At 67.4% G+C, this 23,183-nt stretch carries 15 protein-coding genes and 1 tRNA gene; 8 read left to right on the forward strand and 8 right to left on the reverse strand.

The window, feature by feature from the left end:
- Positions 1-18: 18 nt before the first annotated feature.
- Positions 19-1,941: a DUF2207 domain-containing protein gene (locus KF709_07430; GenBank protein ID MBX3174228.1), complete on the reverse strand. Its 1,923-nt coding sequence runs from the start codon at positions 1,939-1,941 to the stop codon at positions 19-21.
- An 86-nt stretch (positions 1,942-2,027) separates the two neighbouring features.
- Here KF709_07430 and KF709_07435 point away from each other — a divergent pair, with 86 nt between their 5' ends.
- The 4 genes from KF709_07435 (at position 2,028) to KF709_07450 (ending at position 6,671) form a co-directional block, all read left to right on the forward strand.
- The gene (locus KF709_07435; protein ID MBX3174229.1) at positions 2,028-3,449 is read left to right on the forward strand and encodes an MATE family efflux transporter; all 1,422 of its coding nucleotides are present in this window, start codon (positions 2,028-2,030) and stop codon (positions 3,447-3,449) included.
- Between the two features lie 150 nt (positions 3,450-3,599).
- The gene (locus tag KF709_07440; protein ID MBX3174230.1) at positions 3,600-4,754 is read left to right on the forward strand and encodes a hypothetical protein; all 1,155 of its coding nucleotides are present in this window, start codon (positions 3,600-3,602) and stop codon (positions 4,752-4,754) included.
- Positions 4,751-6,193 (forward strand): SET domain-containing protein-lysine N-methyltransferase, encoded by a 1,443-nt coding sequence (locus tag KF709_07445; GenBank protein MBX3174231.1) that lies wholly within the window; start codon positions 4,751-4,753, stop codon positions 6,191-6,193. Before KF709_07440 ends, KF709_07445 begins: the two co-directional genes overlap by 4 nt.
- A 37-nt stretch (positions 6,194-6,230) precedes the next feature.
- Positions 6,231-6,671: a hypothetical protein gene (locus KF709_07450; GenBank protein ID MBX3174232.1), complete on the forward strand. Its 441-nt coding sequence runs from the start codon at positions 6,231-6,233 to the stop codon at positions 6,669-6,671.
- 79 nt (positions 6,672-6,750) lie between these two features.
- Here KF709_07450 and KF709_07455 read toward each other — a convergent pair whose 3' ends face one another.
- Positions 6,751-9,699 carry a hypothetical protein gene (locus KF709_07455; protein ID MBX3174233.1) on the reverse strand — a complete coding sequence of 983 codons (2,949 nt, stop codon included), beginning with the start codon at positions 9,697-9,699 and terminating at the stop codon, positions 6,751-6,753.
- 87 nt (positions 9,700-9,786) lie between these two features.
- On the opposite strand from KF709_07455, the gene KF709_07460 reads away from it, so the two are divergent.
- Complete coding sequence (locus KF709_07460) at positions 9,787-10,233, forward strand: MmcQ/YjbR family DNA-binding protein (protein MBX3174234.1); 447 nt, start codon at positions 9,787-9,789, stop codon at positions 10,231-10,233.
- 55 nt (positions 10,234-10,288) lie between these two features.
- Here KF709_07460 and KF709_07465 read toward each other — a convergent pair whose 3' ends face one another.
- The 4 genes from KF709_07465 to KF709_07480 all read right to left on the reverse strand — a co-directional run bounded on the left by KF709_07465 (position 10,289) and on the right by KF709_07480 (position 15,107).
- Entirely contained in the window at positions 10,289-12,508 is a 2,220-nt protein-coding gene (locus tag KF709_07465; protein MBX3174235.1) for a glutamine synthetase III, read from the reverse strand.
- Positions 12,509-12,709: 201 nt separating this feature from the next.
- The gene (locus KF709_07470) at positions 12,710-13,036 is read right to left on the reverse strand and encodes a hypothetical protein (protein ID MBX3174236.1); all 327 of its coding nucleotides are present in this window, start codon (positions 13,034-13,036) and stop codon (positions 12,710-12,712) included.
- A 2-nt stretch (positions 13,037-13,038) separates the two neighbouring features.
- A complete protein-coding gene (locus KF709_07475; protein MBX3174237.1) occupies positions 13,039-13,584 on the reverse strand; it encodes a DUF4142 domain-containing protein in 546 nt (181 codons plus the stop codon).
- A 50-nt stretch (positions 13,585-13,634) separates the two neighbouring features.
- A complete protein-coding gene (locus tag KF709_07480; protein ID MBX3174238.1) occupies positions 13,635-15,107 on the reverse strand; it encodes a hypothetical protein in 1,473 nt (490 codons plus the stop codon).
- A 71-nt stretch (positions 15,108-15,178) separates the two neighbouring features.
- Between KF709_07480 and KF709_07485 the strand changes: the two genes are divergently transcribed.
- Positions 15,179-16,879, forward strand: a complete 1,701-nt coding sequence (locus KF709_07485; GenBank protein ID MBX3174239.1) for an amidase — start codon at positions 15,179-15,181, stop codon at positions 16,877-16,879.
- A gap of 83 nt (positions 16,880-16,962) precedes the next feature.
- Here KF709_07485 and KF709_07490 read toward each other — a convergent pair whose 3' ends face one another.
- A complete protein-coding gene (locus KF709_07490; GenBank protein MBX3174240.1) occupies positions 16,963-17,628 on the reverse strand; it encodes a VTT domain-containing protein in 666 nt (221 codons plus the stop codon).
- A gap of 109 nt (positions 17,629-17,737) precedes the next feature.
- Here KF709_07490 and KF709_07495 point away from each other — a divergent pair, with 109 nt between their 5' ends.
- Positions 17,738-19,048 carry a DUF418 domain-containing protein gene (locus KF709_07495; protein ID MBX3174241.1) on the forward strand — a complete coding sequence of 437 codons (1,311 nt, stop codon included), beginning with the start codon at positions 17,738-17,740 and terminating at the stop codon, positions 19,046-19,048.
- Here the strand turns inward: KF709_07495 and KF709_07500 are convergent.
- A complete protein-coding gene (locus KF709_07500; GenBank protein ID MBX3174242.1) occupies positions 19,005-22,835 on the reverse strand; it encodes a TonB-dependent receptor in 3,831 nt (1,276 codons plus the stop codon). The two genes, KF709_07495 and KF709_07500, sit on opposite strands and share 44 nt — an antisense overlap.
- A gap of 183 nt (positions 22,836-23,018) precedes the next feature.
- On the opposite strand from KF709_07500, the gene KF709_07505 reads away from it, so the two are divergent.
- A tRNA-Cys gene (locus KF709_07505) sits at positions 23,019-23,090 on the forward strand.
- Positions 23,091-23,183: the final 93 nt, after the last annotated feature.

Here is a 23,183-nt window from a genome sequence, read left to right on the forward strand (position 1 = left end):
GACCTGCGGCGGGCCGCGCTACCAGCCGCCGCCGCCACCCCCGCCTGAGCTTCCGCCGCCGCCTCCGCCTCCACCTCCGCTCGAGCCTGAGGAACTTGGGCTCGGCACCGATGCCGCCATTCCGCCGATAGCGGCCGCGAACGAAGCGCTGGATCCGGCACCCGCGAAGCCGCCGCCACCGCCAAAGCCGCTCCATCCTCCCGCGCCCGAGCGGCCGCCGCTGCCGAAGGAATCCGAGTGTGTGTGGTGCCCGAAGTTGTGTCCTGAGCCTGCAGCGCCAAAGGCCTTGAACCAGACATCCGCCTGGCGCCCGAGCCCGAAGGCGAGGACCCAGGGGAACCAGGAGTCGAGCAAGGCCGGCTGCGGCTTCCGCAGCTCGTCGGCGAACACACGCCGCGCCGCAGCGAGCCGCTTGCGCACGGCAAGCCGCCGGGGATCCTGGCGTGCGCGGGCGATGTTCGTGACGCTCAGCGCGAGTGCACAGGCGACGATGGAGAGCCCCAGAAGTCCGACGGCGCTCACGGGCGCGAACTCGCCGGCCAGGAACGCCGAGAACGCGAGGCCCGCAGCGAGCAACGGGCCCGCGACCCGCAGTGCGAGGTGTAGTGCGGGACGCTCGACACGCCGTTGCCAGAACGCGGCCTGGATCGCGATGAGCACATACACGCCGATACAGGCAGCGACGCCGGCCAAGGCGAGGACGTCCGTCACCTGTAGTACGACGCCCGCGACGATCACCGCCAGGCCGGCCACGAAGAGCAGGAAGGTGGGCAGCTTACGCGGCGCAGGCACCGTGCCGCCCAGCCCGACGGTGGCATCAAGCCGCTGCTTGATGCCCGGCGTGATCAATGCGGCGGGATCGAAGCCAGTGCTCTTGTAGCGCTCGCGAACCTTGGCCGTACTCGTCACACTGCTGCCCGACGAGAACAGCGCATCGATGAGCACGCGGTCGTGCGCGGAGAGCTCCTTGCGTGGCACCAGCAGCTCCAACTGCAGGTCATCGCGCTTGAAGATCCACATCGTCTCCTGCTTGACCTCGCTGCGCATCTTGCCGTCGGCGATCAGCCGCGCGATAGTCGCCGCTACTTCGGGCGCCGACGTTGAGTCGTCCCAGGCCGTGCCAACGACTTCAGGCGGATACGCGAAGACCTCGCGGTCGAGCCATTCGCGGGTGATCTCCCCTCGCGTCGGACTCGCGGCGAATCGCCCGTTCCGTCGTTCAAGCGCGACCAATCGCAGCAGCAAGAGCACGAAGATCGCGACGACCGCGCCGCCGAGTGCCTGTCGCGCAAGGGGCGAAGCACCGCGCACGACGGAGCGCGGTTGGTGACCGGCGCGCACCGTCAGCGGCACACGGACCACGTAGCCACGGCCCGGCGACAGCGGTCCCGCCTCATAGCGACCCGTGAAGTCCGCCGGCGTACTGAAGGCGGGATCGACCGTCAGCGCGACGGTGAAGTGCTCGATCGGCTCATTGCGGTCGGCGAAGGCAAAGTCGTGGGCAAGGACATATCCCCCGTCGTCATCCAGCTGCAGCACGCGCTCGTAGAGCAACTCGATGGTGTAGATGAGCGTGTCGTCGCGGTGCGGCGGGTCCGACGGCAATCGACTGCGCCAGCGCAGCACCGGGCCCTCCATCCACCGGTATTCATTGACGGCGTCGAGCTCGCCGAGCCGCATCGGCGTGCTGCTGCCCGTGCTGGGATCCGTGCGCGTGAAGCCGGTGAGCGTAAGCTTCTGCCCGAACGGCACGCTGAAGCGGCGCTCCGGACCGTTCCAATTGCCCGAGAGCCGGATGGTCTGCCGTTCCTCGACGCGCAGTCGCCCGTCGGCGTCCAGGTGGGCGGTGATGTCGATGGACGGCCAACGCAGCGCGCGCTGCTGCGCGTGGGCAGGCGCTGCGACCAAGAGGACGGCGAAGGCGAGCGGAAGAAGGCGCACCGGCGACTCGCGAAGGGGGAGTGGGGAAAGTGCGGCGCGGCGCCCGGGCCGGCCACCCCTTGTTGCCGCGTCGCCGGACAGGCATCGTGCGGGACCCCATGGCCGCCGGAAAATCCCCCAAGAGCTTCGATCGCTCGATCGTCGAAGGCCCGATTGCGGCTGCCGTCTGGAAGCTGGCGTGGCCGACCGTGCTGGGGAACGTGATTGGCGGCCTGCAGGGCGTGGTGGACCACGCCATGGTCGGCCACTACGTGGGCTACACGGGCAACGCGGCCATCGGTGTGTCGCTGCAGATCTTTCTTGTGGTCGTGGTCTTCGTGATGTCGCTGTACACCGGTATGGGGGTGCTCGTGGCGCGCTTCGCCGGCGCCAACGACCCCGCGAAGGTGAACCACGTCGTGTACCAAGCGGTGGTCGCCACGGTCGTGCTGGCGGTGGCGATCCTCGCACCGGTGGGCTGGCTATTGGCGCCGTCGCTCCTCGCCCTGGTGCGGGCAGCGCCGGAGGTGCAACTCGAGGCGCTGCCCTACCTGCGCCTGATGTTCCTCGGCAACATCGGCATGATGTCGTTCTTCCTGTTGAGCGGCGCGCTGCGCGCGGCAGGTGACGCGCAGACGCCGTTGCGACTCGGTGCCGCGATGACGGCGCTCAACATCGTCTGCAACGTGATCCTCATCCGCGGGCTCGGACCGATTCCCGCCTACGGTACGATGGGCGCGGCGATGGGCACCTTGATTGCCGGCATCGTGGTGGGAGCTGTCGGATTCTGGTTGATGCTCAGCGGGCGCTTGGTGATTCACTGGCCACGCGAGATGTCGCGACGCGTGGACTGGCCGACGATCCGCGAGCTCTTCCGCTTCGGTCTGCCGGCGGGTCTGCAGGGGATTGCGATGAACGTGGCGGGTGTGTTCCTGCTGCGCTTCATCGGGTCGCTGCGGCAGAGTGCCGAGGCGCAGGCGGCGTATGCCGTGGCATATACGGAGCTGTTCTCGCTGGTGACCTGGACCTCGGTGGGTCTGATGGGGGCCGCCGCCGCGGTGGCGGGCCAGAACCTCGGGGCCCAGAAGCCGGAACGTGTGGCGCAGGCGGTGCGCATCGCCTCCACCTACGGTGTGGGGATCGCCGTGGTGGTTGGCACGCTGTTCCTGCTCGTGCCCGAGGCGCTGCTGGCGGTGTTCGGCATGACGGATGCTGTCAGCGTCGCCATCGCGACCGAACTGATGGGTTGGCTGGCTGTGTCTGGGCTGTTTGTCTCGACGGCGCTGACCTACACGGGTGGGCTGCAGGGCACGGGTGACACCAAGGGGCCGCTGTACATCTCGATCATCTCGCAGATTGTCGTGCCGCTCGGGCTGTTGTCCGTGTTGCAGATGCAGGGACCGTTGGAGCCGGTGGACATTTGGCGCGCGATCGTGCTGGGTCATCTCACGCGCGGTGCGCTGAGCGTGTTGCGGTTCCGGCGTGGGGCCTGGAAGGGCATCGAGATCGGGAAGGGCGTCGCCGGATAGCGCGTCGGCAGATCGCGCATCGGCCAGCCCTGCGCCGCCGGGCTCAGCTTCTCCCCTGTACTCTGAGACGCTCCCAACTCGCGACGCAGTAGTAGGCGCGCGGAACTGGCTGCGCTATCATTAACGGCGAATGCTCCTCGTATTCCGGCGATGAGTACCGTCCTGCGATCCGGGTCGCAGTCCGACGAGCCCACCGCACACGCGCAAGCGCTTGTGTGCGTGTTGGTGCCGCATCTCGAGACCGACGACCCGAACCTCGCCTGGTACTGCGACTTCTCGCAGAGTCGCGCGGAGTTTCGCCGCGCCTTTGCCTCGCTTGGTCTCGAGTGGCGTTGGCAGCGCATCACGCTTGATGATCGCGACGCCGTGATTGCGCGTCTTGCCCGCCTCGCGCGTCGTCGTCCCGTCACGGTCTTCAATCTCTGTGATGGCGACGAACGCAACGGTGTGCCGGGGCTCTCGGTCATTCACGCCCTGGAAGCCGCCGGCCTTCGCTATACCGGTGCGGATGCGCCCTACTTCGATGGCACGACCTCGAAGATCGACATGAAGCGCGCCTTCGATGCGGCGTCGGTGCCGACGGCCGTCTGGGGCGTCGTCGAGCCGGAGGGACGCAACGCGGCGTCGTTGTTCGAGCGCATCGGGGCGCCTCTGATTGTCAAACCCGCTGTGTCGGCGGGGTCGATGGGCGTCACCACGAAGTCGGTAGTGCACTCGACCGACGAACTGCGCGCGCAGATGAAGCGGCTGCAGCACGGCTATCACGGATGGGACCTCACCACGGACGGCGTCCTGGCCGAGCGATTCGTGAGCGGCCGTGAGTACACGACGTTCGTCGTCGGGCACCACGACGCGCCTTCGCGTCGGCTCGTGTACGCGCCCGTCGAACGTCGCTTCAACGAGCGTCTGAGCGCGCAGGAGCGTTTCCTCTCGTTCGATCGCCTCTGGGGCATGTACGAGGTCGAGGAACCGGTCGGGGGCGAGAAGGACGAGGACCTGTGGCGGTACGCGCCAGTGGATCGGCGGGAGGCCGCCGAGCTACGTGAGGTGAGCTGGGCGGCGTACGCGGCAGTCGGCGGGCGTGGCTACGGTCGCGTGGACCTGCGACGCGACGCAACCACCGGCGCCTTGGCCGTGCTTGAGGTCAACGCGCAGTGCGGACTCTCGGAAGACGAGAACTACACATCGATTGGCGCGATCCTCCGCTTCGCGCGGCGGCCGTTTGCCCACGCCGTCCAGGCCATCCTTTCGGCGGCGGGCCCACGCGCCCGGCGCGGACAGCGGCGGCGCATCGAGGCCGCTTGAAGATCTGCGTCCTGCAGCCGGACTACTCCACCTCGACGGTGGACTATCGCCACTACGACCCTCCACGTGACCTGCGCCCGCTCGCACCCGGCCACGAGGTGCACCACGAGTCGCTGCACAAGCTGAGCACCTACGCGCAGCTGCGCGCACTGGCCGGGCAGGGGTTCGACGTCTTCGTGAACCTCTGCGAGGGCTACCTCGAGTGGGACGTGCCGTCCATCGACGTCATCCACGCACTCGAGGCCCTGGACCTGCCGTACACGGGCGCATCGGCTCGGCTCTACGACCCACCGAAGCCGGTGATGAAGTACGTCGCGCACTCGGCGGGCATCGCGACGCCGCGACACGTCGTGCTGGGTGCCGGTGATGACGCGGCGCAGGCCACGCGGCGCGCCGGTCTCCGCTATCCGCTCTTCGTGAAGCCCGCGAAGGCCGGCGACAGCCTGGGCATCGACGAGCACTCCTGCGTGGCGGACGAACAGGGTCTACTGCTGCAGGTCGAGCGGGTCCGGCCCGAGCATCCGGAGTTGCTGATCGAGGAGTACATCGCGGGTCGCGAGTTCACGGTGCTGGTGGTCGGAGACCCCACCGAGTCCGGCAAGGGCACGGCGCTCGCGCCGATCGAGTATCGCTTCCCGGCGGACATCGGGTTCAAGAGCTACGCGCTGAAGACAAGCGAGTTGCATCCCGACGCCAACGTCCGCGTGACCGAGCCCGCCGTCCGCGATGCGCTGCGTGCCGCGGCGGAGGCGGTGTTTCGCGGCTTCGACGGCACGGGATATGCGAGAATGGACTTTCGCATGGACGCCGCCGGCACGCTGTACTTCCTCGAGGTCAACTTCACCTGCTCGGTCTTCTATCCACGCGGATGGGAAGGCTCGGCGGACCACATCCTCGCGCTCGATGGGTTGGGCCAGGCCGGCTTCCTGATGCGCATCATCGCTGAGGGCCGGGCGCGGCACGCGCGCCGTCGGCGCGCGTACGTGCTGCGGGGCGACTCCATCGCGGGCTATGGGATCGTCGCTACGCGTGCGCTGGCGCCCGGCGACATCGTGTTTCGCGGCGAGGAGCGCGCGCAGCGCATCGTGACGCGGCGGCACGTGGACGAGCGCTGGAACGCCTCGGACCGCGCACTGTTCGATCGCTACGCGTATCCGCTAAGCGACGAGGTCTCCATCATCTGGGACCGTGAACCCGAGGAATGGGCCCCGCAGAACCATTCCTGCGAGCCCAACACGGCGTATGACGGGCTAAATGTCGTCGCGCGCCGCGCGATCCCGGTCGGTGAGGAGCTGACACTGGACTACGCGGACTTCCTCGACGATAGTGCGGAGCCATTCGACTGCGCCTGCGGCTCCGCGCGCTGTCGAGGGCGCATCGTCGGGACCGCTTCCAACTCGGTGACGGCGCGGGAGCACGCGCGCCGCCACGCCTCGTAGCAAGTTTCCCCCCACCCCCTCCCTGCCAGGAGCCCCCATGCACCGCCGCATCGTATCGTCGCTTGCCGCCTTGGCCGCGCTCGCCGTCCTGCTCATCCCGCAGCAGGCGGGCGCCCAGAGCTACGCCGAGACCGTCTGGAACCAGCTCAACCGCGCCTACCAACAGGTGAACGGTGACGGCTACAACACGCGCAACTACATCATCGGGCGGATGAACAGCGGCGCGAGCGATAGCTGGACCTTCTCGCTGCCGGGCAACTCGACCTACCGGATCATCGGCGTCTGCGACAACGACTGCGATGACCTCGACATCGCGGTGATGGACGGTGATCGCAAGGTGGCCGAGGATGTCCTCGACGACGACGTGCCGATCGTGAACTTCTCGTCCAAGGGTGAGACGCGGTATACCATCAAGGTCACGATGGCGTCCTGCAAGTCGGAGCCCTGCTTCTTCGGCATTGGGGTGTTCTACAAGTAGCGTCGATGTCGCGGGACAAACGAAGAAGGCGCCCGGGCAGGAGCCCGGGCGCCTTCTTCGTTCTTGCTGGCTACGCCGATCAGCGACCGGCGTCGAGATCGTTCCAGTGCAGGATGGCGTTGAATCCAAGGAAGAACGTGCCGTGGGTCTGCCAGCGCCAGAACGGACGGATGGCGAACATCACGACGTGGCCGTCGCCGAGCGGAGCGTCGACGACCTGCGCGCGGTTGGCCAGGGCCTGGCCGTTGGCGAGCGTGCCCGAGAGCAACATCTCGTTGGGGTTCGACGGGAAGCTGAGGATCGCACGCGGGCGCGTGTCGCGCTGCGCGCTGCGGGCGTTCCCACCCGGACCCTCCTCGTCGTCATCGCCGCCACGGGCTGCCGGGCGACCCGCGCCTGCGGCACCGCGACCCGCACCACCGCGCGGCGTGGCCGCTGCACCTTCGGCGGCCGGCGCGTTCATTCCTTCGATCGCGTTCCAGTCCCAGGTCGAGACCGTCACGCGCGAGGCCATCGGCGTCGTGTTCTGCTGCTGCGAGTTGCCGCCACCGCCGAAGCCGCCAAAGCCACCGCCGCCGCCACCCACGTTGAGCACCGGCGCCTGGCTGAAGTACACGGGCACCTGCGCATTGAAGCCATAGGCGATCGGGCTGCGCTTGTCGGAGACCATGCCGCGGAACACCGAGCCGCGGGCGAACAGGTTCCCCGGCTCTTCGACCGTGATGCCAGACACGAGGTTGTACTCAGGGAAGATGGTCGACGTCGCGCCTTCGACGATCAGCGTGCCGCCGGCCTTCACGAAGTTGTAGAGCTCGAGCAGGCCTTCGTAGCTCATGCCGCCGCGGATGTCGTCGGCGGCGTCGTTGGCGCCAAGGTTCGGCGTCTCATCCGTCTTCCGGTAGGGCAGCGGCATCGTGCCGGTCATTGCGATGCCGTTCACCTGCGCCTGTGCGGAGCCGCCGACGTGCGGATAGATGATCACGTCGTACTTCGAACGCAGGTTGCCTTCGCGGAGCTTCGTGTCGGCGAAGTACTCGTAGGGCACGCCGTAGGTATCGAGCGCGGCGCGGACCCAGCCTTCGTCCTGCGTGCGCTGCCAGGCGTGCACGTAGCCAATGCGCGGGATGTCGAGGTTGTGTGACTTCACTGTCGGCAGCGACGCCATCGCCACACCGGTGAGGCCGAGCTCGCCGAGGACCGGGCCGACCTTGGCGGCATCTGCGTCGGGGATGATGAAGGCGCCCGCGCGGAACTTGCGACCGCCGACCTCGAACTCCTCCTCGGCGGCCTGCATCGCCACGTCACGCAGGCGATAACGCATCGTGACCAGCGCGTTGTCCGTGGTATGGTCCACCACGATGTGACGCCCGTTGCCGCTGATGCCACCCGTGGCCTTGGCCGGCTGCGTGAGGCGCGTCATTCGGCGCGTGAGCACGGCCGAGTCGGCGACCGGCTGCACGACGACATTGCGCATCAGCTGGAAGGTCCAGCCTGTGTCGTCGTAAGGACGCGGGTTGGCGGGCGAGAAGTTCTGGATGGAGAAGTACATGTCGGCCAGCGTACGGTACGGCTGGTCGGCGCGCACGATGTAGTCGCCGCGCTCAACGCGGAGGCTACCGGCCGTGAAGGCCTGGTCGGCCACGTGGATCTCAAGCCCTTGGCGCTGGAGTTCGTTGACGGCGTCCACCGCGTCCGCGCGCCGACGCTGGCCGGCGGGCACGACCCAGGCGTAGGTCGGGCCGCTGCGGCCCTTCTCGACCGAGCGCTTGTTCTTGAGCCAGTAGTTCTCGAGGTAGAGCTGGCGGTTCTTGGCGAAGTGGTCGAGCGAGAACAGCAGCGCCGACTGGCCGATGTTCACCGAGTTGCGCGGGCCCCACTTGATCTCGGGCAGCGGCGGGTTCGGGCGGAACCACTCGCGGCTCGTGGTATTCGAGGGCACGCGCAGGTTCTCGACGTTGTCCGGGCCGTAGCGCTGCACTTCATAGAAGCGGCCGACCGAGTTGTGCGCGTGGGCGGCGAAGAACAGGTAGTTCGGCGTCCAGCCATCGTAGAAGCCGTAGGTCCACACGCCGGGCACGCCGCGCTTGGTCATCTCCATCACGTCCACCTGCGCCATCGTCCACCACTCGGTCACGGTGATGGGATCCAGCCACTCGTTGTACGGGCCGGTGCCGGTGGAGGTGTAGAGGTAGGACACTGACTCGTGCAGGTCGTGCATCACCTGCGGCTTCCACTCGAGGAAGAAACGGTTGGTGTTGCGCGTGAGCGCGAGGAACTGGCCCATGCCGTCGCGGTTGTTGTCGTGCGCGACGTACTTGCCCCAGTACATCAGGGGCAGCCGGGCCTCGCCCTCGGGGCGCTTCTTGTTGAAGTAGTAGGTGTCCACCTGGCGCTCGCGCCCGTCCACCTCGAGCACGGGCGTGATGAACACGATGGCGTTCTCGCGGATGTTCTTGATGAGCGGCTGGTCGGACACGGCGAGGCGATACGCCATCTCCATCAGCATCTCGGGGCCACCGGTCTCGCCGGAGTGAAGGCCGCTGGTCACCCAGTAGATCGGCTTGCCCATGGCGATGATCTCGCGCGCACGAGCTTCGGAGGTGCGACGCGGATCGGTGAGTTCGTTCAGGTAGCCCTTGTAGCGGTCGAGGTCGCGGATCGTGGCCTCGTCGGCGACGGCGAGCACGACCATGTCGCGCCCCTCCTCCGTCTGGCCGATCTTCCAGGTGCGCACGCGGTCGGAGGCAGCGTCCAGCGCCTCGTAGTAGCGGTGGATGTCCTTGGCATAGGTGAGCTCACCAGGCGTCCCGACGATGCGCCCGAAGAACTTGAGCGGCGTGGGCACCGTTGCCGAGGCCGGCAGGTGGTCGACGAGTTCGGTGCTGATGCGCGAGTCTTGGAGGTATTCACGGATCTTCGCCGTGTACTCGCGGTCGATGGGCTGCTGCTGAGTGGCAGCGAGCGACGGAAGGCCGAGCGCGACGGCGAGGAGCAGCGCGCGCACAGTCTTCGGGCGGAACGGGGACATACGGGCTCCGGCAGCGGGGTGGGAGAAATCGTCCGCAGAAGCTACGCCGGAAGGGGCGGAATCGCTTGCGCCGGGCTAACGTAAGGCATGGCCTCGGACCCCCTCGCACGCCTGCGTACCATCTGCCTCGCGCTGCCGGACAGTGCGGAGGTGCCGGCCTGGGATACGTTCACGTATCGGCGCAAGGGAAAGATCTTCGCGATCTATGGGATGCCCGACGACGTGATCCATTCTGGCGGTCGGCCGAGTGTGTCGCTCAAGGCGGCCGCGGGAAACCAGCAGCTCATGGTCCGCGACAATCCCGACCGCTACTTCGTGCCGCCCTACGTGGGAAAGGCGGGCTGGATCGGCGTGCGGCTCGACAAGCGGGCGCCGTGGAAGGAGATCGAACAGCTGGTGGCGGAGTCCTGGGAGCTGGTGCTTTTGAAGAAGACCAAGGACGGAGGACGAAGGACGAAGGCCGGTGCAAAGCCGCCACCGCAGCGAGAGCAGTCGGCCGCACGCAAGAAGCCCGCGACGAAGCGAAAGGGGTGAGCCGATGCCGGCCCACCCCTTCCTTCATCCTTCCACCTTCATCCTTCGTCAGCCGTTAGACCGGGAACAGCATCTCCCGATACCGTGGCAACGGCCAGTACTGGTCGCCGATGCTCAGCTCCAGCGCATCCGACGACTCGCGGCAGGCCGCCATCGCATCCGTGCCCGTCGTCGTGAGGAACATCGCGGCCTTCACAAGATCCTCGTGCATGCCCTCGGCCTTGGCGATCGCCTTCTTGAGCGCCTCGGACTGGCCCTGCAGCTTGGCCACCAACGCGCCGGTCTTCTCGGCGGCCGCCTTCTGCGGGATCGCCTTGATGCCCGCTTCCTTCGCCCGCGCCGCACCGTTGGCCAGTGCGCCGAGGTAGTCATAGGCGGCTGGGAGGATCATCGTGTCCACCAGCTCGGCCATCGTGTACATCTCGATGAGCACGTCCTTGATGTAGCGCTCCATCCGGATGTGGAAGCGGCTCTCCACCTCAGCCTTGGTCAGGATGCCGGTGGACGTGAACAACTTCTTCGCCGCCGGCGTGTCGAGCTGCGCGAGCGCCTCGGGTGCGCGGCGCAGGTTGAGCAGGCCGCGCTTCTTGGCCTCCTTCACCCACTCCTCGCTGTAACCGTTGCCCTCGAAGCGGATGGCCGAGGTCTCCTTGAAGGCGGCGCGCACGACCTTCAATGCGGCGTCGTCCACGGACTTGGTCTTCTTGAGCTCGGCCTTGAGGTCCGCAGTGATCTCGCCGATCGCCTCGGCGACCACCGTGTTCAGCACCGTGGCAGGGAAGGCGATCGACTGCGAGGATCCCACCGCACGGAACTCGAACTTCGCGCCCGTGAATGCGAACGGCGACGTCCGGTTGCGGTCCGTGTTGTCCTGCTCGATCTCGGGCAGCTTGGCCACGCCGAGCTTCAGCATCGCCTGCGCGGCGGAGCTTCCGGCGCGGCCGGCGATGATGTCCTCGATCATGTTCGTGAGCGTCGCGCCCATGAAGACCGAGATGATGGCCGGCGGCGCCTCGTTGGCGCCGAGGCGATGCTCGTTGCCCGAGGTGCCGATGCTGGCGCGCAGCACGCCCTGGTGCTTGTAGACACCCTTGAGCACCGCGGCGAGGAAGAGCAGGAAGCGGATGTTCTGGTGCGGCGTCTTGCCCGGCTTGAGCAGGTTGATGCCGTTCAGTGCGTTGTCCGCGTGGATGGCCATCGACCAGTTGCAGTGCTTGCCCGAACCGTTGATGCCGGCGAAGGGCTTCTCGTGCAAGAGCGCCTGCAGGCCGTGGCGGAGCGCGACGTCCTTCAGCACCGACATCACCATCTGGTTGTGGTCCGTGGCGATGTCCGTCTCCTCGAACACCGGTGCCATCTCGAACTGGCAAGGCGCGACCTCGTTGTGCCGCGTGACGATCGGCACGCCGAGCTTGTAGAGCTCGAACTCCACCTCGGCGATGCAGGCCTGCACGCGCTCGGGGATGCCACCGAAGTAGTGGTCCTCGAGCTGCTGGCCACGCGGCGGTGGGGCGCCGACGAGCGTGCGGCCACCCATCACCAGGTCTGGCCGCATCGCGAAGTGCGTGCGGTCAATGATGAAGTACTCCTGCTCGGCGCCTAGCGTCGTGTAGACGCGGCTCGCGCCCTTGTCGCCGATGGTCTCGAGCAGCGCCATCGCCTGCTCGGAGAGCACGTCGGAGGAGCGCAGCAGCGGCGTGACCTCGTCGAGCGCCTCGCCGTTGTAGCCGATGAACACCGACGGGATGCACATCGTCTTGGTGCCGGCGACATCCATGATGAAGAGCGGCGAGGCCGGGTTCCACGCGGTGTAGCCGCGGGCTTCCCAGGTCGCGCGCAGGCCGCCCGACGGGAACGACGAGGCATCGGGCTCCGACTGGATCAGCTGCTCGGCCGAGAAGGACTCGACGACGTTCTTGTGTTCGTCGAACGAGAGAAAGGCGTCGTGCTTCTCGGCGGTGAGACCGGTCTGCGGCTGGAACCAGTGGCAGAAGTGCGTCACGCCTCGCGAGACGGCCCACTCCTTCACGACCTGTGCGACGACGGGCGCGATGTCGCGATCGAGCTTCTTGCCGAGCTTGATGGACTCGACGAGTCGGGCATAGACGTCCTTCGGGAGCTTGTCGCGCATCTGGCGCGCGCCGAAGGTGTTGACGCCGAAGTAGGCGGACGTGGGCGTGCCCGAGTCGGTGGCGGTGGGGACGTCGGGCAGGATGGCGGGGCGCGTGGCGATGGCGCGGAGCGCGGCGACGCGTGGCGTTTCGGAGGCTGGCATGTCGGCGGCGGTGGCGGTGGGTTTGTGCAGCAAACGCAAAATCTACAGTACATTCTGCAGAAAACAACGGTCAAAATCACCAGAACGGCCGTGGTGATTGCAGAAATCGCAAAATCAGTGCCACGTTTTGGCTACGATACAAGAACAAGGGGGCGCCGGTCGGCGCCCCCTGTTGCAGATAACTCGTTGACTTGCAATGCTTTACTGAGCTGGCCTCACCCGGACGCTTCCGCGCATCCGCGAGTGAATCGTGCACTCATAGCGGACTGTGCCGGTATCGCTGGGGACCCAGACAAAGCGCTCGCCCGGCCGCAGGTCGCCGGAGTCGAACAGTTCGGAGCGCACGGCGTTGTGCCGGACGATGTCGACGTTGAGCCAGGCCACGGTGTCGCCCAGCGTCACGGTCAACGTGCGTGGCGCAAAGGAGTTGCCGCGCATGCGCACCACGTGCGTCTCGGGGTCGCGCGCCGCCGTGGCACCGGCGAAGGCGGCGCCGGCCACGACCACAAGCAACATCCGCGCGAGCACGATCAGCGCCTGCCGACTTGGGCTGACAGGTGACGCGCGTGCTCCAGGTGAGCCGCTACAGCTGGCCGCACCTGCACCAGCAGCGCCTTGAGCTCAGCGTTCTGCGCGCCCGGGATCAGCGCTTGGTCAATCGCGTCGAGCACCGTCTGATGGTAGCTGATTTCGTTGGCCGCGTACGCGCTGTCGAAGGCGATGCCCTCGAAGTCGCGCAGGGTCAGGCGCTTGGTCTCCGCATCGTCGCGCAGGTCGAACGCCAGTGTGTTCATGACCGGTGTCACGCCGAGTCGGGCGACGAGCGCACCGGCGGCCTCGTTCACCGACTGGTGATCGGTCTTCACCATCTGTGCGAACTGCCGCACGGCCGGTGTCTGCGACTTGGCCAGCGCCATGTCGGCGTAGAGGATGTCCGCCGTGTTCGCGGTGACGACGATGGCCGCGATGTTGGCGTCGGTGAGTGCGTCTGGCGCAGGCGCCTCGGCGACGGCGCCACGGCATCCAACACTTCCAACAAACGCGACCAGCAAGAGCATGGAGAACGAGCGCTTCATATCGAGAGGGCTGACTTTGGGAGCGAAGGGAGCGCGCGTTGCCGCGACGCTCAGCGACTGAAGAGCCAACGCACCACGTCGTCAATTCGTGCGCCAACAACGAGTGTATGGCCCCAACCCTCCGCCTCCTGATACTCGGCGAGCGCTCCCGCGGTGACCGCCTGCTGGTACGCCGCGCGCACCCTGGCCGGCGGGATCACGAGGTCGGTACCGGCGCCGATGAACAGCGTCGGTGACATCTGCCCGTTCGCCGGCACGGCACCCACGCCAGCAACGACCACGGCCGCGCGTACCGCTGCGCGTCGTTCCGAGGCGAGCTTCACCGCCGCGGCGCCGCCCATCGAGTGGCCAATCACGAACACCGCGTTGCGGTCGATCACGTAGAGGCGCTCGAGCGCAGTAAGTGCTGAGTCGAGCGCCGCGGCGTCGGCGCCAAAGGGTGTGGTCTGCGGCGTGAGCAGGATGAACCCCACGGAGTCCGCGAGCGCGCGCAGGCGACCGTTGCCGTAGCCTTCAAAAAAGATGTTCTCGTCCGCCCCGGCGCCGTGGAGCGCGATGACCACCGGCACCGCCGAACCAAGCGTCACCGCGCGCGGCGCAAAGAGTCGGGCGGGGATCGGTCCGCTCGGCCCGCCAATCACGCGCCAGTAGTCGCCGGTGCGCAACTCGTAGGCCTTCCGGCCCGCAGCCAATGCCGCGACCTCGCGACCGACCTCCGCCGCGAGCGCCGTCGGGCTCGCCAGGAACTGTGCGGACTGCGCGCTGTTCGGTGACTCGGTGATGAGCTCAGCGCGCGCGCGCACGGTGGCGCGGTCCTGCGGGTCGACGCTTGCAGGAAGCGCGGCGATCTGGCGCAGCAGCCGAGCCCGAATGTCGTCCGCGGACTCGCCCAGCACGTGGATGTCGGTGCCGATGGCGAGCGTGGTGCCTTCCATCGACGCTTCCAGGCGGTAGCGGCCGGCACCATTGATGATCGGTGCGGCGTCGAGCGTAATCGTAGCTGCGGCACCCGGACCGAACGCGGCCGGGACGACAAGCGTACCTCGAATCAGGACGGCGCCCTGGGAGTCACGCACGCGCACGGTGAGTTCGCGCGGCACACGGGCCGTACCCGGCACTAGGTAGCGGACGGTCGCCGAGACCTCGAGCGCGCGGTCACGACCCGTCACGAGGATGCGCTGGCCGGGTTCGATGCGTAGTGGCAGCACCTGGCGAGTGGGGCCCGCAGCCGCCGTGTCGCCAATCATCTCGGCGACCAATCCGTGCATCTCACGCAGCGTCCGTCCGAGGTCGCCGCTGAGGAACGCGAGCGTCGTGCGATCGAAGCGCTGGTTCCAGTCGCTGCGACGGGCAGCAGGTATCGGTCGGACGGAGACCAAGCTGTCGACAAGCTGGTAGGCGTCGGCGAGGTCCTGTCGCGTGACGACCTGCGGCGCTGCGGCCTGGCTTGCCACGCTGACGGGCAGGGCAGCGAGCATCACTGCCGCCGCGATGCGGATCGGAAGAATCGGCAAGGAGCGCATTGTACGAATATCGCGCTTTGCATCGAAACGCGACACATTCCCGGCTCTCACTCCGTCACAGTGTGGTAGCCATGTCCTCACCGCTTTCCGCGGCCCGCCGGGCCTTTCTGGGTCAGTTCTCGGCCCTCGGCGTCGGGTCGACCCTCCTTCCCGGCATTCTCTGGGCGCAAGCGTCGCAGGGGCAGGAGATCACGGCAGCCGGCATCGCCGCCGCGGCGGAACTGGCGGGCCTGTCCTTCACGGACGAGGAACGGGAGCAGATGCTCGCTGCCGTGCGGCGGCAATCGGCGCAGATCCGGGCGCTGCATCAAGTGCCGCTGGCGAACTCCACCGCGCCGGCCTTGCACTTCAACCCGTTGCCGCGGCCTGAGGCGCTGCCGAGTGGCCCGCAGCGACCGATCGTTGTCTCGCGACGAGCCGAGCGTCGGGCACCCGCAGTCCTGGAGGACTTGGCGTTTGAGCCGGTGACGGTGCTGGCCGAGCTGCTGCGGCGACGTGCAGTGACGAGCGTTCAGCTCACGCAGATGTACCTGGGGCGACTCAAGCGACTGGACTCGCAGTTGCTCTGCGTCACCACGCTGCTCGAGGATCGCGCGATGGCGCAGGCGCGTGCGGCCGACGCGGAGATTGCGCGCGGCAACTACCGAGGCCCGCTGCACGGCATCCCCTGGGGTGCGAAGGACCTGCTGGCGGTGCGGGGTGCGCCGACGACCTGGGGCACGCCGCCATTTCGCGAGCAGCAATTCGCCGAGGACGCAACAGTTGTCCAGCGACTGGATGCCGCGGGCGCTGTGCTGATTGCAAAGCTGACGCTCGGCGAGTTGGCGATGGGCGATCGCTGGTACGGTGGGATGACGCGCAACCCTTGGAAGCTCGATCAGGGATCCAGCGGCTCGTCCGCCGGCTCGGCGTCCGCCACCGCTGCCGGCTGCGTCGGCTTTGCGATCGGCTCGGAGACGCTGGGTTCGATCTCGTCGCCGAGCACGCGATGCGGCGCCACCGGCCTGCGCCCGACCTTTGGCCGCGTGCCCCGCACGGGCGCGATGGCGTTGAGTTGGTCGATGGACAAGCTGGGCCCCATCACGCGTTCCGTAGAGGACTGCGCCTTGGTGCTCGCGGCGATCCACGGCCCCGACGGTCGCGATCTCACGACACACGCGGCGCCGTTCAATTGGGACGGCAACGCCGGCATCCGCGGCCTTCGCGTCGCATTTGTGAAGAGCGCATTCGACGCGAGCGCTGCGCGCGGCGGCATTGGCGCGTTCGATACGGCCGCGCTTGAAGCACTGCGCGGTCTCGGCGTGGAGCTCGTGCCCGTGGAGGTTCCGGAGGCTGCGTACGACGCGATGCGCATCATCCTCGACTGCGAGGCGGCGGCGGCCTTCGACGAGTTTACGCGCAGTGGCAAGGTGCACGAGATGGCGCAGCAGACGCCGAACGCCTGGCCCACGTTGTTCCGGCGCGCGCATCTCATTCCCGCGGCGGACTACATCAATGCCAACCGTGTGCGCACGCTGGCGATGCAGGACTGGGATCGCTTGATGCGCGATATCGATGTCATCGTCGCACCGACGAGCTCGTCTCAGTTGCTGGCAACGAACCTGACGGGACACCCGGCGGTTATCCTGCCGCACGGCTTCCGTGAGACGGACGGGACGCCGGTGTCGATCACCTTCCTCGGAAAGCTCTTCGGCGAGGAGGCGATGCTCCGGGTCGCACAGGCGTACCAACAGGCATCAGGGCATCACCTCAAGCACCCGTCTTTGACCTAGGCACGGCGCGCGAGTGGCGCGAGTGGCGAGAGCGGTGCGCGAGTGGCGCACGTGTCGGGCGAGGTCTGCGCTTGAGCGGGCGGCTATGCGCGCCGAAGCCGCTGCAGCACGCGCGCCAACACGATGAGCATCACGATTCCCGTCACGCTCACGGCGACGAGCGTGGTCGTGTCACGCTCCACGAAGCCGACGCCAAGCAACACGGTGCCGACGGCGTAGGGCAGCTCGGCGATCGCCATCGCGCCGAGGTAACGAAGCACGGGATAGCGCACGAGTCCCAGCAAGTAACCCGGAATCTCCGAGGGCAACGCGAGTTGGAAGAGCAGCACGCTGCTGAACCGCGGCTGCCGGTCGAGCAATCGCTCGTAGCGTCCAAGACTGCGATCCGGCACCAGCCAGCGGAGGATGGGTCGCCCGAAGTGCGTCGCGAGCTGATGCGCAAAGACGCCGCCGAGCATCCAGCCGACCCAGAGCATGGCCATGGTCGGGACGGCGCCCCAGGCAAACACGGCGGCGGGAACCAGCACCGCGCTCGAGACGAATCCGGCCATCGCCGAGAGCGCCGCGAGGGCCAGGAAGACCGCCGGGCCGGCCACCGGATGCGCCGCGATAATGCCGCGCGAGGCCTCCAGCACGCCAATGACGGCGTCGTGCAGCGTGTCCGCACTCACCAGCACGATGAGCGCGCCGACAAGCAACAGCAGCACGAGGGCGCGCAGGATTGGAAGGCGGGATCGAGTGGGCAGCACGTCGAGCGCAGTGGGAGGGGGTGCCGGAACGTACTGCGCGAGCCGACGCGCCGTTGACAACGGGACCGGCGGTCGCAGGTTCTGGCATCCCCCCACCCCCGAGAGTCCGATGGAAGCCGGTACCACCGCTGGTCCGACGCAGGTCGAGGTGCGCATCACCGCGCTCGACGTCGCGCGCGGCATCGCCCTGTTCGGCATCCTCCTGATGAACATCACGATGTTCGGGATGCCCTTCGCGTACTCAAACCCGGCGAACTTTGGCGGGTCCACCGGCGCCGATCTCTGGGCCTGGATCATCACCGAGATGGGCTTCGAGGGCACGCAACGCGGCCTCTTCTCGCTGCTCTACGGCGCGGGCATCGCCATCATGACGGCCTCACTCGACAAGTCCACGCGCCCACACGCACAGGACCTGTTCTTCCGCCGAACGCTGTGGCTCGTGGTGTTCGGGATTGTCCACGGCTTTCTGCTGCTGTGGACGGGTGAGATCCTGTTCTTCTACGGTGCGACGGCGGTCTTCGTCTACGGTCTCCGCAATGCCACGCCGCGCACGATGATTGGGATCGCGCTCGGTGGGCTGCTGTTCAACGCCGGATGGAACTTGATTGATGCCAAAGGTCCGATCGACGCGCACCGTGCCTACGTCGCCGCGGACTCGGTGAAGCAGACGCTTGCCGAAGGGGACACGCTCAGCACGCAACAGAGCGACGCAATCAAGAAGTGGGAGGGGATGCTCAAGAACCACTCGCCCGACTCGGCGAAGATCGCCAAGGAGCTGGAGGTCTACCACGGCGGGTACTGGGGGATCCTGAAGCATCAGGCGCCAAGCCTCACGCGCTGGCAGTCGTGGGGACTGTACCGCTACTTCTTCGACATCTTCTCCATCATGCTGCTGGGCATCGCGCTGCTGCGGCTCGGCATCATTACGGGTGGCAAGCCTGCGTCCACCTACGCGCTGCTGATGCTGGTGGGCTACGTCGGCGGTCTCGCCGTGAACTATTGGGAGCTGCGCACCATCCTCGACGGCGAGTTCGGATTGATCGCCTTCCGGCGCGCGGGCGTCACCTACGACCTCGGCCGCCTGCTGATGACTGTCGGGCACCTCGGCAGCATCATGCTCTTCTGCAAGAGCGGCATCCTGCCCTGGCTACAGCGCAGCCTGGCGGCCGTGGGGCGGATGGCGTTCACGAACTACATCTCGCACTCAATCATCTGCGCGATCGTGTTCTACGGCTTCGGCTTCGGGCTCTACGGCGAGCTGAGCCGGCACCAGCTCTACTACGTGGTCGGCTCCATCTGGCTGTTCCAGCTGATCACCAGTCCGATCTGGCTCCGTCACTTCCGCTTCGGTCCGCTCGAGTATCTCTGGCGTTGGCTTACCTACGGGGAGCGCCCGGCATTCCGGGTTGCATCGCCTTGATGCGGGCCGGCACGCGCGCCCACTGCTCCGGGGAGAGCAGGGACTCGAGTGTCTTGAGGGATTCGCCGCGCAGCTTCTGGATGTCCTCCAGCGGCTGACGCATCAGTTGCAGCACGGCCTGCGGATCGGCGTTGTTGCCGATCCGCGCCGCGCGCTCCTGCACGGCGGTCGCCAAGGTGTTGACGCGACCCTCGTAGGCTTCCTGCTCGGCGGTCAGCCGCTGCACCTGTGCGCTGTCCAACGCCAGCGTGTCACGCAGGGCGAGCACCTGCTGGAACGGGTTCGCGGCCATGCGACGCATCAGCGCGCCAGCGTTGGCCATCGGGTTGCCGCCCGCGGCGCCGCCTGCGCCACCGCCGCGCGCCGAGTTCTGCGCGGCGAGCATCGCCTGGCGCATGCGGTCCGGCCCGATGGTGTAGCGCGCCTGCAGCGCGACCTGGAAGGGATTGAGCTGCTGGCCCACGCCACGCCCGCCGCTCCCCGATCCGGTCGCGTCACCGAAGCGTTCGTTGACCGTGTAGCGATACGTGAGCGCGACGGAGTCGAAGCCGGTCACATACAACAGGTTCGGGTCCACGCGCCGCGGCTGGCCCCAGCCCTTCTGGTCGTTGCCATTGAGCAGTCGGTCGAGTCCGGCCAGCGGATTCACCAGCTGCAGCGAGATCATCAGGTTGCGCTTGAGTCCGAGGCGGTCGGGCCGGTAGTTGAGCCGGAAGTCGAGCGACGGGAACCACGGCGCGCGGCAGCTGTTGCGGCCGGCGACCTGATCGAACTGCGACTCAAGGCACTCGCGCACTCGCGGGCTGGCGTTGTCGAGCACGGACTGCATTCCCGCTGCGAGCGCAGGATCCGACGCGGTCGCAGGATTGAAGACATAGGCGCGGTCATTGCGCGAGCCGTCGCCGTTGATGTCGTTGCCGACACGTGGCGTGAACGGCTGGCCCGAGGTCGCGCGACCAATCATCGTGAACTCCACCGACGGATGCAGGGGCATCGTCGCCGTGGTGACGATCACGTGCCGGCGCTCAAGGTCGCTGGTGCCCCAGGGTGTGTCGTTCGGATTCCCGGACGTCGTCGGGGATGCGAAGGCCTGCTGCGCCGAGCAGCAGGAGAACGACGACTGGTCGCGGCTGCGCGCGTACGTGTAGTTCGCCGAGAGCAGCACGCCGTTGCGCAGGAAGCCGTTGATCCCGAGCGTGACCTGACGCGTGTCCGACCGAAGCCCGGAGCCCACGGCGTACACGGAACCATAGGTCGCCTCACGACGCGAGCCCAGGCTGTTCACCACGCCGGTGCTCGGCACGATTGCGCCCGGCACCACATAGACCGGACGGTTGCCTTCGTTGGCGAGCGTGAACTGCGGTGTGGCCACAAGGTTGAGATCACGCACCCCATACAGGTCCATGCCCAGGGCGTAGCCGAGGTCCAACGAGACGTTCAGGCGCTCGAAGAGCCGACGCTGCACGCCGAGCGATGCGCGCCAGGAGCGTGGCGCGCCGAAGTCGGAGTCGAAGGTCGTGACGTTCGGCCGCTGGTTGGTGAACGGTGTGGTGCCGCCGCCACCGTCGGCGCAGGCAGTCGGTACGGCCGCGGGGTTCGCGGCGTAGAGCGCCCAATCGGGCGTGGGCACCGCATCGCCGACACAGAGCAACTGCGTCTCGGCGCCCGGCAGGCCCGTGGCATCCACGGCGCCGGTGAGCAGCCCGCTGGGCGCGCGGCCGCGGAACTCGCCGATGCCACCGCGGATGATCGTTGTCGCGAGACCGGCGAAGGGGCCGCCTGCGCCGCCGCCACGAGCACCGCCACCTCCCATGCCGCCCATCGGTCCGCCACCGCCACCGCCGCGTGCGCCACCACCACCAGCGCCACCGCCTCCGCCAAAACCGCCGGCGCCGCCCGGACGCGCGCCCTGCCCGTTTGCCGCTTGCTCCGGAATGCCCAGCGTCCACGTGAAGCCAACGCGCGGGCTCGCGTGCGTCTCACTGGGGAAGACATCCGTGCGTCGGCCGAATCGTGCTTCGACGTCGGGGTTGTAGCGTGGCTCGCCGGAATACGAGGTGTGTTCCAGCCGCAGTCCGTAGGTCAGCTGGAAGGCGCGCGACTTCCGCCAGGTGTCGCCCAGATACACGGCACCGTTCCAGATCCCGCCGTTGCGCTCGGACGGGGCCAAGGTGCGCGAGAACTGCGACGGCGTGTTGTTCTCCAGGTCCTCCAACGAGTTGTAGAGGAAGGTGCCGTTGCGGTTCGTCGCGAAGTCCTGGTTGTAGCGGCTCACGTTGAGCATCGTGCCGAGCTTCACGCGATGCCGGCCGTCCTGCGAGATGTACGACAGCTCGTTGGTGGCCTCGAGCTGGTCGTTCTCGATGTCCTGTGGAAGCGCACCGTTGCCGCCGAAGCTCAGTGCCGAGACGCTGCGCGATCCGTCGTCGAAGTCGCTCACCACCTGCACACGCCCCGCAGGCGTCAGCAGGTAGGGTCGCGTGTCCCGCGTGTCGAGGGCGCCGTAGATGCGGAACTCGTTGATCACACCGTTGTCGAACTGCGAGATCAACGACGTGAGCACGCCGCCACCGAGCGAGTTGAGGTCACCGCCCGAGTGCGGCACGCTGAGCGCGGAGATGCGTTGGCCGTCCTGCACGCCAAAGCGCCAGTCGGCGCGCATCGTCAGGGTGTGCTTGTCGCTCAACACCCAGTCGAGGCGGCCCAGCGTGGAGAGGTTCTCCGAGAGGCGCCGCGACGGCACGCCGTCCACGCGCGGCGGCAGGCCGTAGCCCGTGACGAGGTCAAGGAATCGCTGCGCCGAGTCCGGCGCGACGCCAAAACGCTGGAACATCACCTCGTTGGCGGAAAGCAGGCTCTGCAAGCCGTCCGATCGCGCGCGGAACTGCGCCGAGCCGAACCAGAAGATCTTGTTCTTCTTGAGGGGGCCGCCAAGTCCGAACGAGTACTGGTTCTGCGTGTACGGCTGCCCGAACTGGATGGCCTCCTCGTCATAGAACTGCATCTCCGGCGTGCGGAGATCGTAGCCGAGTGAGCCCTGGATCTCGTTAGTGCCGCTGCGCGTGGTGCTGGCGACCTGGCCGCCGGTGAACTGGCCACGCGCGACGTCATACGTGGAAGTCACCACGCGACTCGCGCGCACGGCTTCCTGGGGGACCGAGCCCGTGCCGAACGAGAGCCCGTCGAGCGTAATCTGGTTCTGGTCGACGCGCTGGCCGGCCACGGAGAATGCGGAGGCGCTGGAATCGGTGCCACTGAGCGTGACGACGCCGGCGGACAGTCCCGCGAGCGCCGTGGGATCGGTGGCGTCCACTGGCAGCCGATACAGTTGCTCGCCGGTGAGCACGCGCTCCTGCGTGCCGGGCGTCGGTCGGTCGGCATTGCTTTGCAGCGGCCCGCGGTTGGCGGTGACCACGTACTGCTGCAGTGTCTGCGCCGAGCGTTGGAGGCGAAGCGTGACCTCGAGGCGATCCTCATCGGATTGCCGGATGACGACTTGGGTCGCCGGGGCGTAGCCAATCGCCCTCGCGACGACCCGATACTGCCCCGAACCATCGGGAAAGAGGATCGTGAACTGACCCTTGTCGTTCGTCGTGCGACCGCGCGTCGTCTGCGTTTCTATAGAAGTCGCTTCGACGCGTGCCCCCTCAACGGGCTTTCCTTCGGTGTCGAGCACACGCCCAACGATGATTTCGGTGCCGTTGCCGGTCTGGGAGTCGACCGACTGGACGGGGAGGGCGAACAGGGCCGCGGCAAGCAGGGCCACGGACCGGAGGGCGGGACGCATTGTTGGGATGGACAGGGTGGGAACCGCAGTATTGGACGCGGCTGCCGCCTGGAACGTTTAGGGCCCGGGCTGCGGGCTCGGGGGCGCCGGAGCGCCACCACTCCCGGACGCGAGTCCGGGCTCGGGGGCGGCCCGCTCCTTTCTATTGAGAAGGGCGCGTGCCGCGGCTAGCTTCCTCCCTACGGCGCCGTGGCCAAGTGGTAAGGCGGCAGACTGCAAATCTGCTATTCGTCGGTTCGATTCCGACCGGCGCCTCTGGAACAGGATGAAGGTGGAAGGATGAAGGTGAAACGGTGGTAGGGGCTAACCCCTACCACCGTTCTCTTTTCCGGCTTGTGCAGATCGTTG

The sequence above is a fragment of the Gemmatimonadaceae bacterium genome (genome assembly GCA_019637445.1).
Taxonomy (GTDB): Bacteria; Gemmatimonadota; Gemmatimonadetes; order Gemmatimonadales; family Gemmatimonadaceae; genus Pseudogemmatithrix.